Source organism: Tenacibaculum tangerinum (assembly GCF_029853675.1).
Lineage (GTDB): Bacteria > Bacteroidota > Bacteroidia > Flavobacteriales > Flavobacteriaceae > Polaribacter > Polaribacter tangerinum_A.
This window is the reverse complement of record NZ_CP122539.1, coordinates 1,639,874-1,656,765: the sequence shown is the minus strand read 5'-3', so window position 1 is coordinate 1,656,765 and position 16,892 is coordinate 1,639,874. Positions and strand designations below refer to the sequence as shown.

14 protein-coding genes and 1 tRNA gene are annotated in these 16,892 nt (G+C 33.6%); 3 read left to right on the top strand and 12 right to left on the bottom strand.

Translation table 11 applies throughout. The annotated features are described in order from the left end of the window. The 6 genes from P8625_RS07255 to P8625_RS07230 all read right to left on the bottom strand — a co-directional run bounded on the left by P8625_RS07255 (position 1) and on the right by P8625_RS07230 (position 10,079). A complete protein-coding gene (locus tag P8625_RS07255; protein ID WP_279652790.1) occupies positions 1-1,434 on the bottom strand; it encodes a glycoside hydrolase family 30 protein in 1,434 nt (477 codons plus the stop codon). 5 nt (positions 1,435-1,439) lie between these two features. After that, on the bottom strand, positions 1,440-3,176 hold the full coding sequence (locus P8625_RS07250) for a SusE domain-containing protein (protein ID WP_279652789.1): 1,737 nt from the start codon (positions 3,174-3,176) through the stop codon (positions 1,440-1,442). A gap of 13 nt (positions 3,177-3,189) precedes the next feature. Further along, positions 3,190-4,665, bottom strand: a complete 1,476-nt coding sequence (locus P8625_RS07245) for a RagB/SusD family nutrient uptake outer membrane protein (RefSeq protein WP_279652788.1) — start codon at positions 4,663-4,665, stop codon at positions 3,190-3,192. Between the two features lie 13 nt (positions 4,666-4,678). Further along, the gene (locus P8625_RS07240; RefSeq protein ID WP_279652787.1) at positions 4,679-7,636 is read right to left on the bottom strand and encodes a SusC/RagA family TonB-linked outer membrane protein; all 2,958 of its coding nucleotides are present in this window, start codon (positions 7,634-7,636) and stop codon (positions 4,679-4,681) included. Between the two features lie 247 nt (positions 7,637-7,883). After that, a complete protein-coding gene (locus tag P8625_RS07235; protein WP_279652786.1) occupies positions 7,884-9,467 on the bottom strand; it encodes a DUF6377 domain-containing protein in 1,584 nt (527 codons plus the stop codon). A 537-nt stretch (positions 9,468-10,004) separates the two neighbouring features. Further along, positions 10,005-10,079 (bottom strand) — tRNA-Pro (locus tag P8625_RS07230). A 220-nt stretch (positions 10,080-10,299) separates the two neighbouring features. On the opposite strand from P8625_RS07230, the gene trxB reads away from it, so the two are divergent. Then, positions 10,300-11,238, top strand: coding sequence for a thioredoxin-disulfide reductase (trxB, locus tag P8625_RS07225; protein ID WP_279652785.1), 939 nt, complete (start codon positions 10,300-10,302; stop codon positions 11,236-11,238). Between the two features lie 58 nt (positions 11,239-11,296). Here trxB and P8625_RS07220 read toward each other — a convergent pair whose 3' ends face one another. From P8625_RS07220 to P8625_RS07195, 6 genes are all read right to left on the bottom strand, one after another. Beyond that, the gene (locus P8625_RS07220) at positions 11,297-11,905 is read right to left on the bottom strand and encodes an aspartyl/asparaginyl beta-hydroxylase domain-containing protein (RefSeq protein WP_279652784.1); all 609 of its coding nucleotides are present in this window, start codon (positions 11,903-11,905) and stop codon (positions 11,297-11,299) included. A gap of 215 nt (positions 11,906-12,120) precedes the next feature. Further along, positions 12,121-12,627: a nuclear transport factor 2 family protein gene (locus tag P8625_RS07215; RefSeq protein ID WP_279652783.1), complete on the bottom strand. Its 507-nt coding sequence runs from the start codon at positions 12,625-12,627 to the stop codon at positions 12,121-12,123. A 22-nt stretch (positions 12,628-12,649) separates the two neighbouring features. Next, positions 12,650-13,936 (bottom strand): MFS transporter, encoded by a 1,287-nt coding sequence (locus tag P8625_RS07210; protein ID WP_407704765.1) that lies wholly within the window; start codon positions 13,934-13,936, stop codon positions 12,650-12,652. 98 nt (positions 13,937-14,034) lie between these two features. Then, entirely contained in the window at positions 14,035-14,631 is a 597-nt protein-coding gene (locus tag P8625_RS07205; RefSeq protein ID WP_279652781.1) for a PspC domain-containing protein, read from the bottom strand. Continuing rightward, on the bottom strand, positions 14,624-14,968 hold the full coding sequence (locus P8625_RS07200) for a PadR family transcriptional regulator (protein ID WP_028890785.1): 345 nt from the start codon (positions 14,966-14,968) through the stop codon (positions 14,624-14,626). Before P8625_RS07200 ends, P8625_RS07205 begins: the two co-directional genes overlap by 8 nt. A gap of 17 nt (positions 14,969-14,985) precedes the next feature. After that, on the bottom strand, positions 14,986-15,414 hold the full coding sequence (locus tag P8625_RS07195; RefSeq protein ID WP_279652780.1) for a DUF4870 domain-containing protein: 429 nt from the start codon (positions 15,412-15,414) through the stop codon (positions 14,986-14,988). Between the two features lie 155 nt (positions 15,415-15,569). Here P8625_RS07195 and P8625_RS07190 point away from each other — a divergent pair, with 155 nt between their 5' ends. Both P8625_RS07190 and blaOXA read left to right on the top strand, forming a co-directional pair. Beyond that, positions 15,570-16,025: a DUF4442 domain-containing protein gene (locus P8625_RS07190; RefSeq protein WP_279652779.1), complete on the top strand. Its 456-nt coding sequence runs from the start codon at positions 15,570-15,572 to the stop codon at positions 16,023-16,025. Between the two features lie 7 nt (positions 16,026-16,032). Beyond that, positions 16,033-16,890, top strand: a complete 858-nt coding sequence (gene blaOXA, locus P8625_RS07185; protein WP_279652778.1) for a class D beta-lactamase — start codon at positions 16,033-16,035, stop codon at positions 16,888-16,890. The last annotated feature ends 2 nt before the right edge of the window (positions 16,891-16,892 follow it).

Genomic DNA, 16,892 nt, shown 5'->3' with positions numbered 1-16,892 from the left:
TTACCAAACAAAGGTTGCAACTCCGCGACTAGGCATAGTTACACTTACAGGTTCTGATCGTACATTGATATTCAAAGCTTTTTGCACATCTGAATCGTTGAGTACAATTACAACGATTTTATCATCAGGGGTTTTATAAGCTACATTAGGAAATTCAGATGAATAATTAGATTGTATTCTTACTGAACCTGGGGGAACAAACTTTGATGAATGAGCTACCGTATAATAAGCAGGGTTTCGAACAACGTTATTACCATCTATAGTAATGGCTCCTAAACACTCTTCACAGCCTCCATTCGTATGTGGGCCGCTATTAGGGTCGGAAGCCAAATTCCATTCTAGTACTGTTTTACTCCAGTTACGTGTGGCACCAACAGTAAGTTCTCTAATATGCCAAGGCATGTCGCCATAAAAGTTTCCTGGTGCTTGCATCCATTGTTCTGTGAAATACACATTTTTATCTGGATGGGCATTTTTTACTGATGAAAGCGTACTGATTTCTCCTGCGTACAGATGAAATGCAGAACCATCAACAAAACTTTTTGCCACAGCATCATCCATAATAGAAATAGGATAATCTGGATTGTCTAGATTATGATCAAAAAGAATAATTTTAGTTGAAATATTTTCAGTAGAAAATAAGGGGCCTAGATAATCTCTAATAAATACTTTTTGTTGTTCAGCATTCATTACCATACTTGGGTTGTTGTATGGGTTTTCAGGCTCATTCTGAACTGTGATAGCATCTATTGAAATTCCTTCACTAGCCATACCTCGAATGTATTTCACAAAATAATTAGCATAGGTGCCATAGTACTTTTCTAGAAGTTGCCCACCCACAGTATTATTATTTGTTTTCATCCAAGTTGGAGCAGACCAAGGTGTTGCTAATATTTTTATATCTGGGTTTATTGCTAAAATTTCTTTTAGTACAGGTATCAAATTAATCTTGTCTTGATTTAAAGAAAAGTTGTTTAAATTTTCGTCTGTTTGTCCACTCGGTAAATCATTGTAGCTGAATGTTTTTACATCTAAATCTGAAGCACCGATACTAATTCTTAAATAGCTTACACCAATACTGCTTTCTGCAGATCCAAAAAGTTCTTGTAGTAAACTTGCTCTTGCTGAAGAAGACATATTGTTAATCAACATAGCACTTCCTCCGGTAAGCGTGTAGCCAAAACCATCCATTTCTTGGTAGGTAGTACCTTCTGAAACATTGATGGTAAAATTTGTATTCGTATCTGAAGAAACACCGACAGTTGTTTTTTTCAATAAATTAACTTGATCGGGTGTCGTAAGATAAAAATCTACATTAGCTTCCACCACAGGCGGCGGTGGGGGAGGAGGAGTAACTTCATCTTCCTTACCCCCGCAGGCCTGTAATGTAAAAATTAGGGAAAATAATATAAATGTTTCTTTTATTTTGAACACTTTATTTATTGTTTAAATTCGTAAGTACCAGTTTCGTAATCATCATTCAGTATCATAGTTACAGTATAGGTACCACTATTGGTTATGTTAACTATATTAGATCCACCAGATTTAATTAAATTCCCAGCTAATGCAGACGGTGCATCACTTCCTAAATCATAATCCCAAGGACTAATAAATTTACTGTCATAATCTGCACTAAGATCTGCAGTAACGGTATAGGTATTAGGGTGTGAGTAGGTCATTAAGAATTCTTGTCTATCATCCCACTTTTCGTTAGCTTGATCCCAGTGGAATAATCTAAAGTTATAATAGGTCCAAGTTAACGACGGAGCACTAAAATCTATGCTAAAGCGAATAGCTCTGTCTGAAACTACCGTAAAAGTGTTATTGTTTTCAACAAGAGTTAATACATCTGAAACCTTATTGTCATCTGGAGAATCACTGCTTGCTAGTAATCCTTCTACAGAGTACGATGTACCAGAACCGTCAGAAGCACTATTAAGTGTATAGGTATTATTTGATTGTAATGGGATGAATTTGTTTGAACTAAATACGTTACCATCTACCGTAAACTCTTCAATCATAGTTCCATTTTCAAGTAAAAATAATTGAGATGGTGTATCGATAGGAGCGGCAACTGAACCGTCTCGCTCAAAGGTATAGTTATAGTTACCTGGAGAAAGGTCTAAGGTTACTATATAGGTACCTGTTAAATCATTAGGTATATCTTCAAATGAAAGTCCTTGACTTGAAGCATCTCTTTCCATTACAAGTGTGTTTGGAGTACCAACAACACGCTTTAGTAAATATCCCCAATCTCCATTAGCTCTGAATACAAAACCACCAGTTTCAAATAAATTTATAGAGGCTTTCCATATTCCATCTCCTTGATATTCTAAAGGTTCGTCACCTCCCCAGCCTCCATTAATAGGCTGTCCTACCATACTCCATTTTTCTATGTGAAGGAGTTCGTATGTATTGTTATCTAAATCTACAGTGATTCGGTATTGTCCAGAATCTTCTGCAACTATTTCGTTTCCGAAAAATTCAATATTTCCTTCACTTCCACCGTATTGTAATGCAGGTAAAGAGCGTTCGTTGTAAAATTTATAGCTTTCACCAGCTTTTAAACTAGTATAAATTTCATATTTATTCGATAAAGAAGTACCATCGCTACTGGTAAGACGTTGTAATTCTATTGCTTGAGAAAGATCTCCATTATCTTCTGTTGCTGTACCAGAAATGTATAGCGATTCTGGCATAAGAGGGTTGGTAAAAGTTACAATTTTTAGTTCACCAGTATCCATGCTAGATTTACTCAGGCTATTTGCTTTTACAGCAAAGGCTAAAGTAATTTCAGAGTTTGCAGGATAGCCATTGTATGCCAAAGTTTTATTGAGTTCTTCATAAGTAATAGTAAATGACGTATCGTTACCATTATCTGAAGATTTTGAGACAAAAATAGGGTCAGTAAAGTTACCTCCCTGCTCGTCCATTAATACCTCGTAGGTTACTCCATATCCCACTGATGATTCTGCTGCTTCCCAGCTAAACATAACTGTTTCACTAGGAGTATTTTCATCTAATGTTATTTTAGCTCCAGAACTAGGGGTTAAGACTGCTGGTGTACTTAACTCCCATTCTCCTTCGGGTTGTAAATTGTCGTCTTGTTGACAAGATACTAACACCAACAAAAAGAATGCTACAATTTTTGTTATATATAAATTTTTTGTTGTCATAATCAGTTGTTTTTTATAATGGATTTTGAACTAATGCTGGGTTTCTATCTAATTCCTGTTGCGGTATCGGTAATAATTTTTTTGCTTCAGTCATATTATAATTCACAGTAGTATTTGTTCTTAAGTCTATTTCTACTAAGTTATTCATAGTAGAGACTAATACATTGTATCTAGCTAAATCGTCCCATCGTTGTCCTTCTAGGAATAACTCTAATCTACGTTCTTTAAGGATAGTTTCTCGCATTACCTCTTTAGAAATGCTTTGTTCGTTTGTTAAATTTGGCAATTCTACTCTTGTTCTTATACGATTTACTTCAGTAATAGCATTTTGTAATTGGTTTAGCTCATTATATGCTTCTGCTTTTAGTAAAACAATGTCTCCGTATCTAATAAGATAGGTGTTGTCTGCACTAGCAAAACCGCCAGCATTTTTCCACTTGTAGCTAAAAGGAATGCTTGTATTTTGCGCATTTCCCCAAAACTCATCTACCCAATCTACTGATTCGAATAAGATAGCAGCATTTTTTCTAACAGTATCTCCTTCGCTGTCGAAAGCATTTACTAAATCAACAGACGGAGTCACAAATTTTCTCCATGAATCACCACTAATTGATGGTGGTAATAACAGTTGAGGTCCATAATTTCCTTCGTTTCCTCCTAGGTATTGAACTTCTATAATAGATTCAGCATTGTTTTCGTTGTTGCCACTGAAAAGTTCATTAAAATCAACAAGTTGATAGTTTGCTGCGCTACTTTCAACAGCTTCAATATGATCTAGTACTGCTTGATAATCTGGGTTAGGTTGTTGTGCGTAAGCTTTGGCGGCTAATGCATGAGCAGCACCAGAAGTGGCTCTTGCCTTGTTTACACTGGCATCATTACCGTAAACATCGGGTAATAGAGATGCTGCTAAAGCTAAATCTGACGTTATTTGCGCATACACTTCCTCAGTGCTTGAACGAGGAATATTAGTGTCTTCAGCTTCTAGTGATTTTAAAGTACTGGTAATTAATGGAACACCACCCCATAATTTTACTAGCGTAAAATAATGATATGAACGTAAGAATAACGCTTCTCCTTTGATTTGTTTTCTGCGTTCTTGTGATAGGTTTGGGTCGTCAACTTGATCTACCCTTTCTATAACTAAATTGGCCTTAGCAATGGCATTGTAAATGTTCGACCAATGCTTAAATAGTCGCGAATGAGTAGGTGCGATGTCTAAATAATCTAGCTGAAAAATTTCGGGATTATCACCACCCGCATAGCAATTGTCTGATCTTACATCTTGAAATAATAAATTATCCCAAACATAATATTCAGAAGATTGAAAAGACTCATATGCACCTACTAATGCCGCTTCTATCTGCCTTCCAGTTTCATAGGCATTCCCACTAGTTTCCTCAGAAATAGGGCTCAGATCCAAATAATCATCACATGAAAATATAGTGACTGAAATAAAAAGAGTAATTAAAATTTTATATGGTTTCATATATGATATTTTTTTAGAATGTTAGGTTTACACCAAAGATTAAATTTCTAGTTTGTGGATAGGTTCCAAAATCTACTCCTTGTGCTACATTGCTTGCTTCGGTGCTACTTCCGCCAAAAGCACTTACCTCTGGATCGAATCCAGAATAATTGGTAAAGGTGAAAATATTTTCTCCAGTTCCGTATATTTTTAAAGATGAAAGACCTAGCTGTTCTAAGACATTTTGAGGTAAATCATAGCTTAAAGTAATGGTCTTGAATCGTAGATAAGAACCGTCTTCAATAAATCGTGTTGATACCCTTGAATTATCACTGTTACCAAAACTAGCTCTTGGAATATCTGTAATATCACCAGGTTGTCTCCATCTGTCCAATACCGCTATCGACTGGTTTTTCGGGTCAATCATACCCTCAGTTTCAATACGTGTGGCATTTAACATATCATTACCTTGTGTTCCTTGAAGAAAAACAAACAAACCAAAACCTTTATAATTGAATGCGTTTGTAAATCCGTAGAAAAAATCTGGATTGGCATCGCCAATAATAGTTCTGTCATCTTCAGAAGGGGTAAAGGTAGGATCACCATTTCTATCGATGTAGTAAGCATCTCCTGTGGTTGGGTCTACTCCACCGAAAACATAGCCATAAATCGAACCCAACGGCTCTCCCTCTCTTGCTATAGAAGCTTCTCCTCTTCCTCCTGCTATAGGACCTAATAATATTTCTCGACCGAGTAAGTTTAATGCCTTATTTCGATTAAATGTAATATTGAATCCAGAAGTCCATGAAAAGTTTTCAGATCTTACATTTACTGTATTTAAATTGAATTCAAATCCTCTGTTTTCAACATTACCGATGTTTTGAATAGCATTATCAAATCCTGTGGCAGTTGGTAGTGGGGCTCTTAGAAGTAGGTCTCTTGTTTCTTTGATATAGGCATCGGCTGTTAAGCTAACTCTACTGTTGAATAAAGATAAATCTAGACCAATATTTCTTTGTTCAGTTTCTTCCCATTTTAACTTTCGATTTTCTATGGAAATAGGATAGGTGCCAGGTTGTGGACTTCCTCCAATAGGGTAGTTTGAGCCACTACCTACTCTTCCTAGATAACCATAACCTCCTATTTTATCATTTCCAACGATACCCCATCCAGCTCTAATTTTTAAATCGCTGATAAAAGAGTCATCACTTATAAAATTTTCTTTTGAAATACGCCATCCAACAGATAGTGATGGGAAATAACCCCAACGTTTCCCAGGGCCAAAAACACTTGAACCGTCAGCTCTAAAATTTGCAGTCAACAAGTACTTATCATCATAGCTATAATTAATTCTACTGATAAAAGAAGCATTTGTACTTTCAGATTTCCAAGCAGATGCAGAAAAAATTTCAGAACCAGCATTCGGTGTTATAACAGCATCGCCAGCATAATTTCGAGTTACCACATTGCTATTTTCATATTTAAACTTTTGAGCTATAGAACCTACTAGAGCTTCAACAGAATGTTTATTAAATATTTTGTTAAAACTCAACGTGTTATCTATGATGTAGAACGATTTTCTATCGGTGTTATTAATTCCTTCTCCTCCTATAGCAACACCGTATCCAGTTCTATAAGGATCAAGAAAAGAGTCATATACACCACTACTATTATCTACACCGTAATTTAAGCGGTATTTAAATCCATCCCAAAACTTCGCCTCGAGGTATATATTACCTAACAAGCGTCTGCTGTTATACTCCCTTTTCAAACCATCTGTACTTGCTAATGGGTTTTCCCAGTTTTGAAACGGATTACTAGCAAACATGCCTTCTTCGTTATAAACACCAATGATAGAAGGAGTGGATAACGCACCTAAAATCACACCACCTTGGTTGACGCTATTATTGTCATTTACATCGACATCGCGATAATCGGTATAAGCAATTCGGGTACCTACTTTAAGCCAGTCATTTATATCTTGGTCAATATTAATTTTAAAGTTGGTTCGTTCCATTTCGGCACTTCTAACAGCACCTTCTTGAAAAAAGTGTCCTACCGATAAGAAATAGTTGGTATCTTCAGTTTTCCCAGAAACAGAGGCTTGAAGGTTTTGTGAGATACCATTTTGAAAAATTTCCTTCTGCCAGTCTGTGCGCGCTGTGTAGTTTTCCCAATCAGTAGATAAACCCATTTCTGTCATCAAATCCCTATATTGCTCACCATTTAATACAGGAAGGGTTTTCCATACTTGAGAAACACCGGTGTAAAAGTCTAATGTTACCTTTGGCTTGGCTGTGGTTCCTCTTTTGGTGGTAATTAATATTACACCATTTGCTGCCTGTGTACCATAAATGGCTGCTGAAGCTGCATCTTTCAATACAGATATTTTGTCAATATCGCTAGGATTGATTGATCTTGTATCGTCTGTAGGTACACCATCCACTACGTATAGAGGTTCGTTACCTGCGTTAATAGAACTAGTACCTCTAATTCTTAAACTAAATCCTGATGAAGGTTTCCCAGAATTGGAAAGTAACTGTACACCAGCAGTTTGTCCTTGTAATAGGTCTCCTACTTGAACATTAGGTCGAGATTCGAAATATTTCGTATCAATACTGGCAACAGATCCTGTAATATCCTTTTTTTGCTGAGAACCATATCCTACTACAACAATTTCTTTAAGAGTATCGAAATCCTCTTCCATCTGTACGTTGATTATGGATTGTCCATTAATAGGTATTTCTTGGCTTTTAAAGCCTAGAAAGCTAAAGGAAAGAATTGAATTTTTGGTTATTCCTTCGTTAATAGAATAATTACCATCTGAGTCAGTGCTTGCTCCTATAATTGTACCTTTAATTATAACTGTTACTCCGGGGAATGGAATACCGTAATTATCGACAACTTGTCCAGAAACACTTGTTTGTGCAATTGCTATTTGACTTGAAAATAGAATTAAAATTGCAATAAGTAACCGCTTAAGTAGTATCATATATTCTTAAAATTTAAGTTAATCATTTAGTCATCACAAGTTACTTTGTTAATGTTCTCTTAACAATAGAAGTTAAGCAATAAGTGGATGGTTTTAATAACTTTTTGGTGTTAACTTTATGATTTTAAGTTGTTTAATTTTTATAAAAATAATATCAAAAGTGGATTTTTATTGTTGTTTTGTAAAAAAAAGAGGTGTTTTTTTGTCGAAAAAAAGTTAAAAAAAGAAAAAAAAGATTATATCACTTTTATTGTATGTTTTTTATTAAATCCTCAAAAGTAGATTTGTCTTTTGCCATGTTTTTTATCGAAGCACGATAGTTGTAAATTGTGTTAACAGAGTAACGTAAGATTTTTGCAATTTTTGAGCTGCTTGTAATTCCTAATTTTATCAAGGCTAAAATTCGTAGCTCGGTATTTAGTTTTGTTTTATCTTCTAATTCTATTTTTTTATCTTCTTCTAACAGTTCATTAACAGAATCAATAAAGTTAGGGTGAATGTGTAAAAAAGAAGTATCGAAGTTTTTGTTAAAAATTTCTAGTTCTTCATCGATAAACTGTTTAGATTTAGAAAGTTTTAGTAAGGCATTCATTTGGTTAGCATTTACATGCTTACTAACTAGTTTTCTATAAACGTCTAATTTTGATATGTACTCTGAGTATAGGTTTATGAACGAACCTATGTAGTGTTCTTTAACTTTGTCTACCTCCGAGAGTTCCTTGTATAGTTTTCTTAAATTTTCATTAGCTAATTTTAACTCGTTTCGAGCTTGTGAAACTTTTTTTACCTGTCTATATATAAAATACACGGCAGTTAACAAAAAGATACTCAGTACACTAATGAATACTAATAGTTTTTGAAGTCTTTCCTTTTGTTTGGTTGTTTTTTCTTCATAGGTCTTTGTAATCAAAGGCATGCTATTGGCAATATTAATAAAACGTAATTTAGAATTAAAAAACTCTGCATCATCATAAGAAAAATTAATGTATCGATGAGCACGATCTATATCTCCTTCGGTAAACAGTACTTTGGCAAGTGTGCCTAAAGAGGCATTGTCTTTAACTGACGCTTTAATATCTGATATGGCAGACAAAATTAAATATTTTTTTTGTTCTAAAATAGTGCCTTCAAGTTCATATAGTAAAGACCTTTCAAAGGTAATTAGAGAAAATAATCTAGACCCTTCTTTTACTTTTGATAAGCGTTGGTCGTTTATATGTAATGCCATTTTAAGGTTTCGGTTATCTCTAAACTCTTTTTCTTTTATCCTTAGAGATTCTTCAGAATCTGATTTGAGTCGAGAATAAAGAGAGTCTTGATAAGCTAAATACAGTTGTGTATAATTAGACTTACTACTATTAACAGCAGTATTGTAGGCAAGCCCAGAATATCCTTCGTTATAAGCAATGTAATAATCATTTAATAATGGGGTTGGTAGCGTACTCCTATCTATCTCATTCAATGCATCGATAGATTCTTTATATCTACCAGTATTTACAAGTAACAAACCTAGTTTGAGTTTAGATTCATTTAGGTATGTTATGTTTTTTAACTGTTGGGCAATTTGGATATTATTTTCAAGATACTTAAGTGCTTTATTAAAGCTGTAAAACTGATATTCTTTAAATACTTCATTATTAATATCATATTTTTTTTCTAGGTTTTTGGCCTTATTACTCTTTTCAATAAGAGATTGTATTCTTCTTTCTTTTTGGTTGTCGTAGAATTCTTTTTTTTGTATTTCTTTGTCTAGCTGCAGTGATAATGAATCTAATTCATTATTTGAGTAAGATAGTATTAAGAATGCTGTTGCGATAAATATTTTTTGCATGGGGGTAACTATGAAATAAAAAAGCGATTGATTATTATACGAGCAAATTAATTAAAAAAAATCAGATTTTTCAACTTAACATTGGTTTAGCTTCTTTATTCTCTTAGTTTTAATCTTTTGGGTTGCTTTCTTTTTTTAGAGTTCTGTTATTTTGATTAGTTCTTTCCTAGTTATAGAAATTATTAGACAAAAATATATATGTTAAAGAAATAAGGGTAAAAGGGAATGAGATTAGAAAGGAATACTATTTAGGTATGTTTTAAGCATAATATCAAGATGAATATTAATTAAATGAATCTAACTTCTTTTTTAACTTCATAGGTTCAATTTTAACTTTTTTTAAGTAAGATGTTAATTTTATAACTCGCTTTTCTTTCAATACCCTTACATAAACTTGAGTAATTGTAATTTTGGAATGAATGCACCAATTTTGGTGTAGTTTCACAATTTATTTTGATTCAATTCTTGGTAAAAACTATAAAACCTTGTAAATCATATGATTTACAAGGTTTTAATTTTCTTTGGTATTAATTTTAGTCGGGGTGGCAGGATTCGAACCTGCGACCTCCTGCTCCCAAAGCAGGCGCGATGACCGGGCTACGCTACACCCCGAAAATAATATACTCGTAGTATAGTTTATCTCGAACGAAGTTGAGAGGATACACCCTGAGTAATTCGGACTGCAAATTTAGAAAAAAAAGTAAATGAGAAATAAAAAAATAAAATATTTATTAGCTACTATAATCCTAATAAGTTTATAGTTAAAATCTATTCAAAAACAGATAATAGAAGTAAAAAAAAATTACATTTGTAACTTCAAAAATTTTAAATAATGGCAGAAAAAATTAAATGTTTGATTATTGGTTCTGGACCAGCAGGGTATACCGCAGCGATTTATGCAGCAAGAGCAGATATGAAACCAGTGATGTACACAGGAATGCAAATGGGAGGACAGTTAACTACAACTACTGAGGTTGACAATTTTCCTGGATATCCAAATGGAACTGATGGTACAGCAATGATGGAAGATTTAAAAAATCAAGCAGAACGTTTTGGTACCGATGTTCGTTTTGGAGTAGTAACAAAAGTAGAATTCTCAGAGAAAGAAGGAGGAATACATAAGGTTATAGTTGATGAATCAACTGAAATTGAAGCACAAACGGTTATTATTTCTACAGGAGCTACTGCTAAATATTTAGGATTAGAAAGTGAGCAACGTTTAATAGGAGGTGGTGTATCTGCTTGTGCTACTTGCGATGGTTTCTTTTACAAAGGACAGGATGTTGTTGTAGTGGGCGCAGGAGATACCGCAGCAGAAGAAGCTACTTATTTAGCAAATATTTGTAGCAAGGTTACTATGTTAGTTCGTAAAGATTACATGCGTGCTTCTAAAGCAATGCAGCACCGTGTAAATAAAACCAAGAATATTACAGTTTTATATAATACCGAAATTGATGAGGTCTTGGGTGACAATGTTGTAGAAGGTGTACGAGCTGTTAACAATCAAACTCAAGAGAAAATAGAAATTCCAGTAACAGGAGTGTTTATTGCCATAGGTCATAAACCGAATACTGACCTGTTTAAAGGAATATTAGACATGGATGAAACAGGGTACTTAATTACCAAAGGAAAATCTACCAAAACAAACTTACCTGGTGTTTTTGCAGCAGGAGATGTACAAGATAAAGAATATCGCCAAGCAGTTACAGCAGCAGGTACAGGTTGTATGGCTGCCCTAGATGCAGAGCGTTATTTAGGAGGCTTGGAATAGCGAATAAAAAGATAAAAAACTAAAAAGGTTACGAACAAAAATCGTAACCTTTTTAGTTTTATTCAGCAACGTTTTTGTCGCTCTCCTTAATGACGTGTCGAAGCCAATCGTTCGGAATCATATCAATAGTCATATTAATACGCTCTTGTGCTCCATCATTTATTACTTTATGCGGGTCGGTAAGTCGCAAATACCAACACTCACCAGCTTGCATTTGGACAGGCGTGTTATTTAAGTAAAAAGTTACATCTTTATTGTTGAGAATAGGTATGGTAAGGCGAACTACTGATTTTTCAACCTCTAATCCCAAAGTAGCATCTATATGTTCTTTTACTGTAGAATGAGGTGCCAATCGAAGCAATCGAACTAAAGTTACAGTTGTGTGTTCCTTAAAAAAATCTACAATGCTAGTTAAATAAGAAGACTGTTTTAAGGCTTTGGTATCTAGCCAATCTGTCCAAGAACCATCAGCATAATCATCTGCGGGAGGGGGAAAAGGCAGAGAGGTATCTACCAGATGCGCTGGTGAGCGTAAAGGAATAACATTATAATATTCAAAATTCTCTAACTGTAGCGCTTTAGTTTCTTCTAACATTTTGGCAGCACTAAACTGAAAGGGTAATTGAATACGATCACTAAAAATACTTGCTGTGTTGTTTGGTTGCATGTGTTACTTTTATAAAAGTTGTAGATTTTAAAAGTACAAAATAAAAAAAATGTGGATATATACATTGTAAAAAAAGAGCAGTTAAGTTTTTATAATGGTATTATACAGTAAAAAGCCAAAGCTGTACAAGCTTTGGCTTAACTAATAAAACCAAGTATTAGTGTCACCGGAGTTAGCTAACCAATGAACTAATGTTGTTAGTATAAAACTATATGTTAATGCAGGCTAATAATTTTAGTCATTAACCATCGGTTGTTTTCTTTTTTCCAAACGACAATAAATTTGCTAGGAATAGCTTTAGCATTTGGTTCTTGATTGTTAAAAAACTTATGATATCCAATTTCTACTGCTCCATAATTGTTTATAGGATACACTTCTACACTTCCCTTTATCAAATTGCGAGTAACTTTACCACAAATATTCTTTTTAGTAGCAGCTATAATTTCGCTTTTAGAAGTAGATACACCTCCTTTATCATGAAAAAACTCAATATCATCACTTAACATATCTGCTTGTGTTTTTAGATTACAAGTATTATAAGCATTGAAAAATATACTATCCATTTTTACAATCTCATTGTGTAAATTGACAGCAACAGGCTTGTAGTTTGGTATTTCATGTACTTGTCCGTTCATTACCCAAGAGAGCAGAAGAGTATATAGTAGAGTAACTGTTTTTATAAAAAAGTTACCTTTAAAGAAGAAGTCAAATAAATCGTTCATAGTTTTTCAGTTGATGATGCGTTTACCAAATTTTAAAAGCTAAGCTTTTATCTTCTTCGTTATACTTTCTAGTAAATCCGTGCTTACCGTTACCAAATACGATACCGCTATAATTGCTGTTTCCCTTGAATCCGTCGTTACAATCTACCTTTAAAGAATAGGCTTTAATTTTACCATTTGGATAAAAATCAGATTCAGAAAAATCAATATCAATATTTTTGCGGTCTTTGAACCAGTTGGCAAGTTTTTCCAATTCTTTTTTGGTTGTTTCTTTGGTAATAATTAATTCAGCTTTTGTGTCATTTATAGTACTATCAAATAAAAAACTTACGTCATTGTCGTTGTCATTGTTATTATCAGAATTCCATTCTTCAGAATTACTATTAATATCTTCCTTATCACAATCTAAACAATCAAAACCTTTAGAAGTCATTTTAAAGTGATGGTTTGCCATATCACGATCATATACATCTTGAATGTTCTTTACATCGTTTAAAAAGTTACGAGAAGAGCCTTCAAAATATACAGTTGTTCCTTCGGGAATGTATATAGTAGCTTCAATTTCTTCATCTTTCGATATGTTTTTATACTCACTTAAAAAGAAAGCATCAAAAACAATCGTATTGTTTGCAACTTTAAAGTTGTATCGAATTGCTTCAGCATTATTATTTGCGTCGTATCGTTTTCTACCTTCAGAAGTTTTCTTAATTTCTATGTAGGCATTGTTTGTTTCACTCTTACGAACATCAATGTTAACATCGTTAGAGTACTTCATTTCTTTATCTTTTACATGAACAGAAATAGAGTTATTACGATTGCGTACATTATGATTGTAGTAAATATTATCATCGTTTACTACACGTATTTTTAAAGGGTCTTCTTGGTTGTAGGTGATGCTATGTTTGCTAACACTTGTGCCATCGTAAGCATGACTGGTTGCGTATTCTATAGCAGAAAATCCTACGGCAAATAGTGATACTAACCAAAGACCTAAAATCGTTAAAATGGCAGTAGTGCTTAACCTTTTTACATTTGGTGAAAGGATTCTTAAGCCTAAAATAAAAAGAACGATAAATGGAATTCCTATTAAAATAAATAAAGAGGTCATTAATAGCCATTTAGGTAAAGTAGCATCATAAAGAAACGGGGGATAATGAACAAACTCACTATCAAAATTCAAGATTTCTAAACTACCTACCGAAAATAATCCGAGTAGCAGCGATATAATAGTTATTCCGGCAATAAAGATTAGTAAAACGCCCATGAATTTACCGAACACTTTGAATACGGCAAGTAAAATTTTACCCATTGTGTCTATAAAATCCTGAAAACCAGACTTTGTTTGGTTACGTAGTTTTTGATAATCGGCATTTGAGATTTTATCCGATAAATCATGGGCGCCTTCCTTTACTTTTGTAGAAAGGTTGTTAAATTCGTTACGAATTTTTTTTCAATGTTGTCAATATTTACGGCTTCTCCTTCCATTTGTAACTTCTCAGAAGTAGTTTTAGCTTCTGGTAGGATAATCCATAAAATGATGTAGCCTATAATTCCAAAACCAAAACCTGCTAGTGTTAAGATTAAGAAAGTCAAGCGAATCCAAACTACATCGATATTAAAATAATGCCCTAAACCAGAACATACTCCCCCTAAAAATTTGTCATCACCATCTCTAAACATTTTTTTAGCGGTATTTCTGCTATAATTATAAGAAGTATTTTCATTGTATGTCTCTTCAGCTTCTGCATAATCTTCAGGTTGCCCCATAATCGCAATAATTTCTTCAATATCGCTTTCATTTACGACCTGACGGGCATCGGTAATTCTTTCAGATAATAACTCGCTAATACGGGCTTCGATATCTGCTATAATTTCATTTTTTCCTTGTGGGTCATCACTTAGCGAACGAGCAATAGCGTCTAAGTATCGTTTTAGTTTTTGATAGGCTGTTTCGTCGATGTGGAAGAAAAATCCGCCTAAGTTTATATTAATTGTCTTATTCATCTTTAGTTGATTTTGTGCTTGTTACTTGGTTTACTGCGTTTACTAAATTATGCCATGTTTTATCTAATTCTTTTAAAAACATTCCACCATTTTCGGTGAGTACGTAATATTTTCTAGGAGGTCCAGAGGTTGATTCTTCCCATCGGTAACTTAAGAGTCCTGCATTTTTTAAGCGGGTAAGTAACGGATATATGGTTCCTTCAACCACAATCATTTCAGCACTTTTAAGGCTCGAGAGTATCTCAGAAGTATACGCATCTCCTTTTTGTAAAATAGATAAGATGCAGTATTCTAAAACGCCCTTGCGCATTTGTGCTTTTGTGTTTTCGATCTTCATGTAATGCGGTTTATGGGTTATTTTATAAATTTTATGGTTAGCGGATAATGATACATTTCGCCTTTGTTGGCTTTCATAGCAGCTATGATGATCAATGCTACTTTGATAAGAGCGACAATGCTGACTAGTGAAGCAAATCCAAAAATGTTAAATAAACTTCCGTATCCATGATGTTCGCCAAAATCGATATTGATACCATTAAACCCATTAAAAATATTTCCGAAGAAAAAAGGAATAAAAGAAGCGCCTAGTATAAAAATATACAGACCAAAGCTGATGTTAAAATTAACTGCTTCCTTACCGTGTTCATCTAAAAAGGGACCTCTTTCTTTCAATGTTTGCCATAATATAAGCGGGGTAATAATACTTCCTAAAGGAAATAAATACCCTGCAAAAGCAGAAATATGTATTAAAAAGGCATTGGTATTTTGGTTGTTGTGTTGCATGATGAAATATTTTATATAATACTTTACATTGCAAATATATATCTTTTAAAAGGTATTATGCAATACATAGTACTAAAAATTAACATAATTTAACATTTATGTTTCGAGACTTAATTAAATAAAAAGCTGTACATTGCCTGTAAATACTGACAAAAATGAAGTTTACACCTCGAAAAGTTAATGCCTTTTTATTTTTTAAATTACCAGCGGCTTTTTTTACTGGAGTGCGATTACAGTCAATTACGAACAATTCAGCAGTGGTTAAAGTAACTCACAAGTGGGTAAATCAAAATCCTTTTAAATCAATTTTTTGGGCGGTACAAGGAATGGCATCAGAGTTATCAACAGGTATTTTGGTGATGAAAGAAATAGATGCGTCGGGTAAAAAGGTTTCAATGTTGGTTACCAATATGAACGCAACTTTTACCAAAAAGGCTAAGGGTAAAATTCGTTTTGAGTGTAACGAGGGTGAATTAATAAGAGAAACAATACAAAAAGCAGTTAATACAGGTGAAGGGCAAACAGTAACCGTTACTTCTGAAGGTTTTAATGAAGAGGGAGTTTCTGTTTCAAAATTTGAATATGAGTGGAGTTTAAAGGTTAAAAATTAGTTTACTTATGAAATTCAGTTATTTTTCTATAGCTTTTGTGTTGCTATTTTCTTGTAAAAATGAAGAGAGGAATAGAAAAGAGAAGACTGAAACAAGATTTGTAGTTCAAGAGGAGTTTCAAGAAATTCTCGATGCTACAAAATTAGGAGGAGCTGTATTAGTTTATAACTTGAATAAAGATAGTTACTATTCGAATGATTTTGAATGGTGTACAAAAGGGAATTTACCAGCATCTACCTTTAAAATTCCTAATTCTATTATTGCCCTAGAAACTGGTGTTGTTAAAAATGACAGTACGATTTTTAAATGGAATGGAGAATCTAGGTACTTGAAAGTATGGGAGCAAGATTTAACTTTACAGCAAGCTTTCCAGTATTCTTGTGTTCCTTGTTACCAAGAAGTTGCAAGAAAAATCGGGGTAGAAAGAATGAAAACTAGCTTAGCAGAGTTAAATTTTGGTTCAATGGATGTACATGAAGCCAACTTAGATAATTTTTGGTTGCAAGGAAAATCGAAGATCAGTCAGCTAGAACAAATCGATTTCTTAAAAAGGCTGTATACTTCAGAATTACCTATTTCTAAACGAACGGATAGCATTATAAAAAAGATGATGGTACTATCTAAAAACAATGCGTATGTACTAAGAGGTAAAACGGGTTGGTCGATAAGAGGTAATGAAAATAACGGTTGGTTTGTTGGCTACGTCTCCGTTAAAAACAATGTGTATTTCTTCGCAACAAACATAATTCCTTTAGAGGATTTTAATATGAAGTTTTTTAATAAAGAACGAAAAGAAGTCACTTTTAAAGCTTTAGATATACTTAAAATATTAGGTGATAAGAAATCGTTTGTAACAAAACACTAAAA

Excerpts from the sequence above, each read along its gene's own strand:
- P8625_RS07250 (WP_279652789.1), bottom strand. The coding sequence starts at position 3,176 with ATGACAACAAAAAATTTATATATAACAAAAATTGTAGCATTCTTTTTG.
- P8625_RS07245 (WP_279652788.1), bottom strand. The coding sequence starts at position 4,665 with ATGAAACCATATAAAATTTTAATTACTCTTTTTATTTCAGTCACTATA.
- P8625_RS07240 (WP_279652787.1), bottom strand. The coding sequence starts at position 7,636 with ATGATACTACTTAAGCGGTTACTTATTGCAATTTTAATTCTATTTTCA.
- P8625_RS07235 (WP_279652786.1), bottom strand. The coding sequence starts at position 9,467 with ATGCAAAAAATATTTATCGCAACAGCATTCTTAATACTATCTTACTCA.
- trxB (WP_279652785.1), top strand. The coding sequence starts at position 10,300 with ATGGCAGAAAAAATTAAATGTTTGATTATTGGTTCTGGACCAGCAGGG.
- P8625_RS07220 (WP_279652784.1), bottom strand. The coding sequence starts at position 11,905 with ATGCAACCAAACAACACAGCAAGTATTTTTAGTGATCGTATTCAATTA.
- P8625_RS07215 (WP_279652783.1), bottom strand. The coding sequence starts at position 12,627 with ATGAACGATTTATTTGACTTCTTCTTTAAAGGTAACTTTTTTATAAAA.
- P8625_RS07210 (WP_407704765.1), bottom strand. The coding sequence starts at position 13,936 with ATGGGTAAAATTTTACTTGCCGTATTCAAAGTGTTCGGTAAATTCATG.
- P8625_RS07205 (WP_279652781.1), bottom strand. The coding sequence starts at position 14,631 with ATGAATAAGACAATTAATATAAACTTAGGCGGATTTTTCTTCCACATC.
- P8625_RS07200 (WP_028890785.1), bottom strand. The coding sequence starts at position 14,968 with ATGAAGATCGAAAACACAAAAGCACAAATGCGCAAGGGCGTTTTAGAA.
- P8625_RS07195 (WP_279652780.1), bottom strand. The coding sequence starts at position 15,414 with ATGCAACACAACAACCAAAATACCAATGCCTTTTTAATACATATTTCT.
- P8625_RS07190 (WP_279652779.1), top strand. The coding sequence starts at position 15,570 with ATGAAGTTTACACCTCGAAAAGTTAATGCCTTTTTATTTTTTAAATTA.
- blaOXA (WP_279652778.1), top strand. The coding sequence starts at position 16,033 with ATGAAATTCAGTTATTTTTCTATAGCTTTTGTGTTGCTATTTTCTTGT.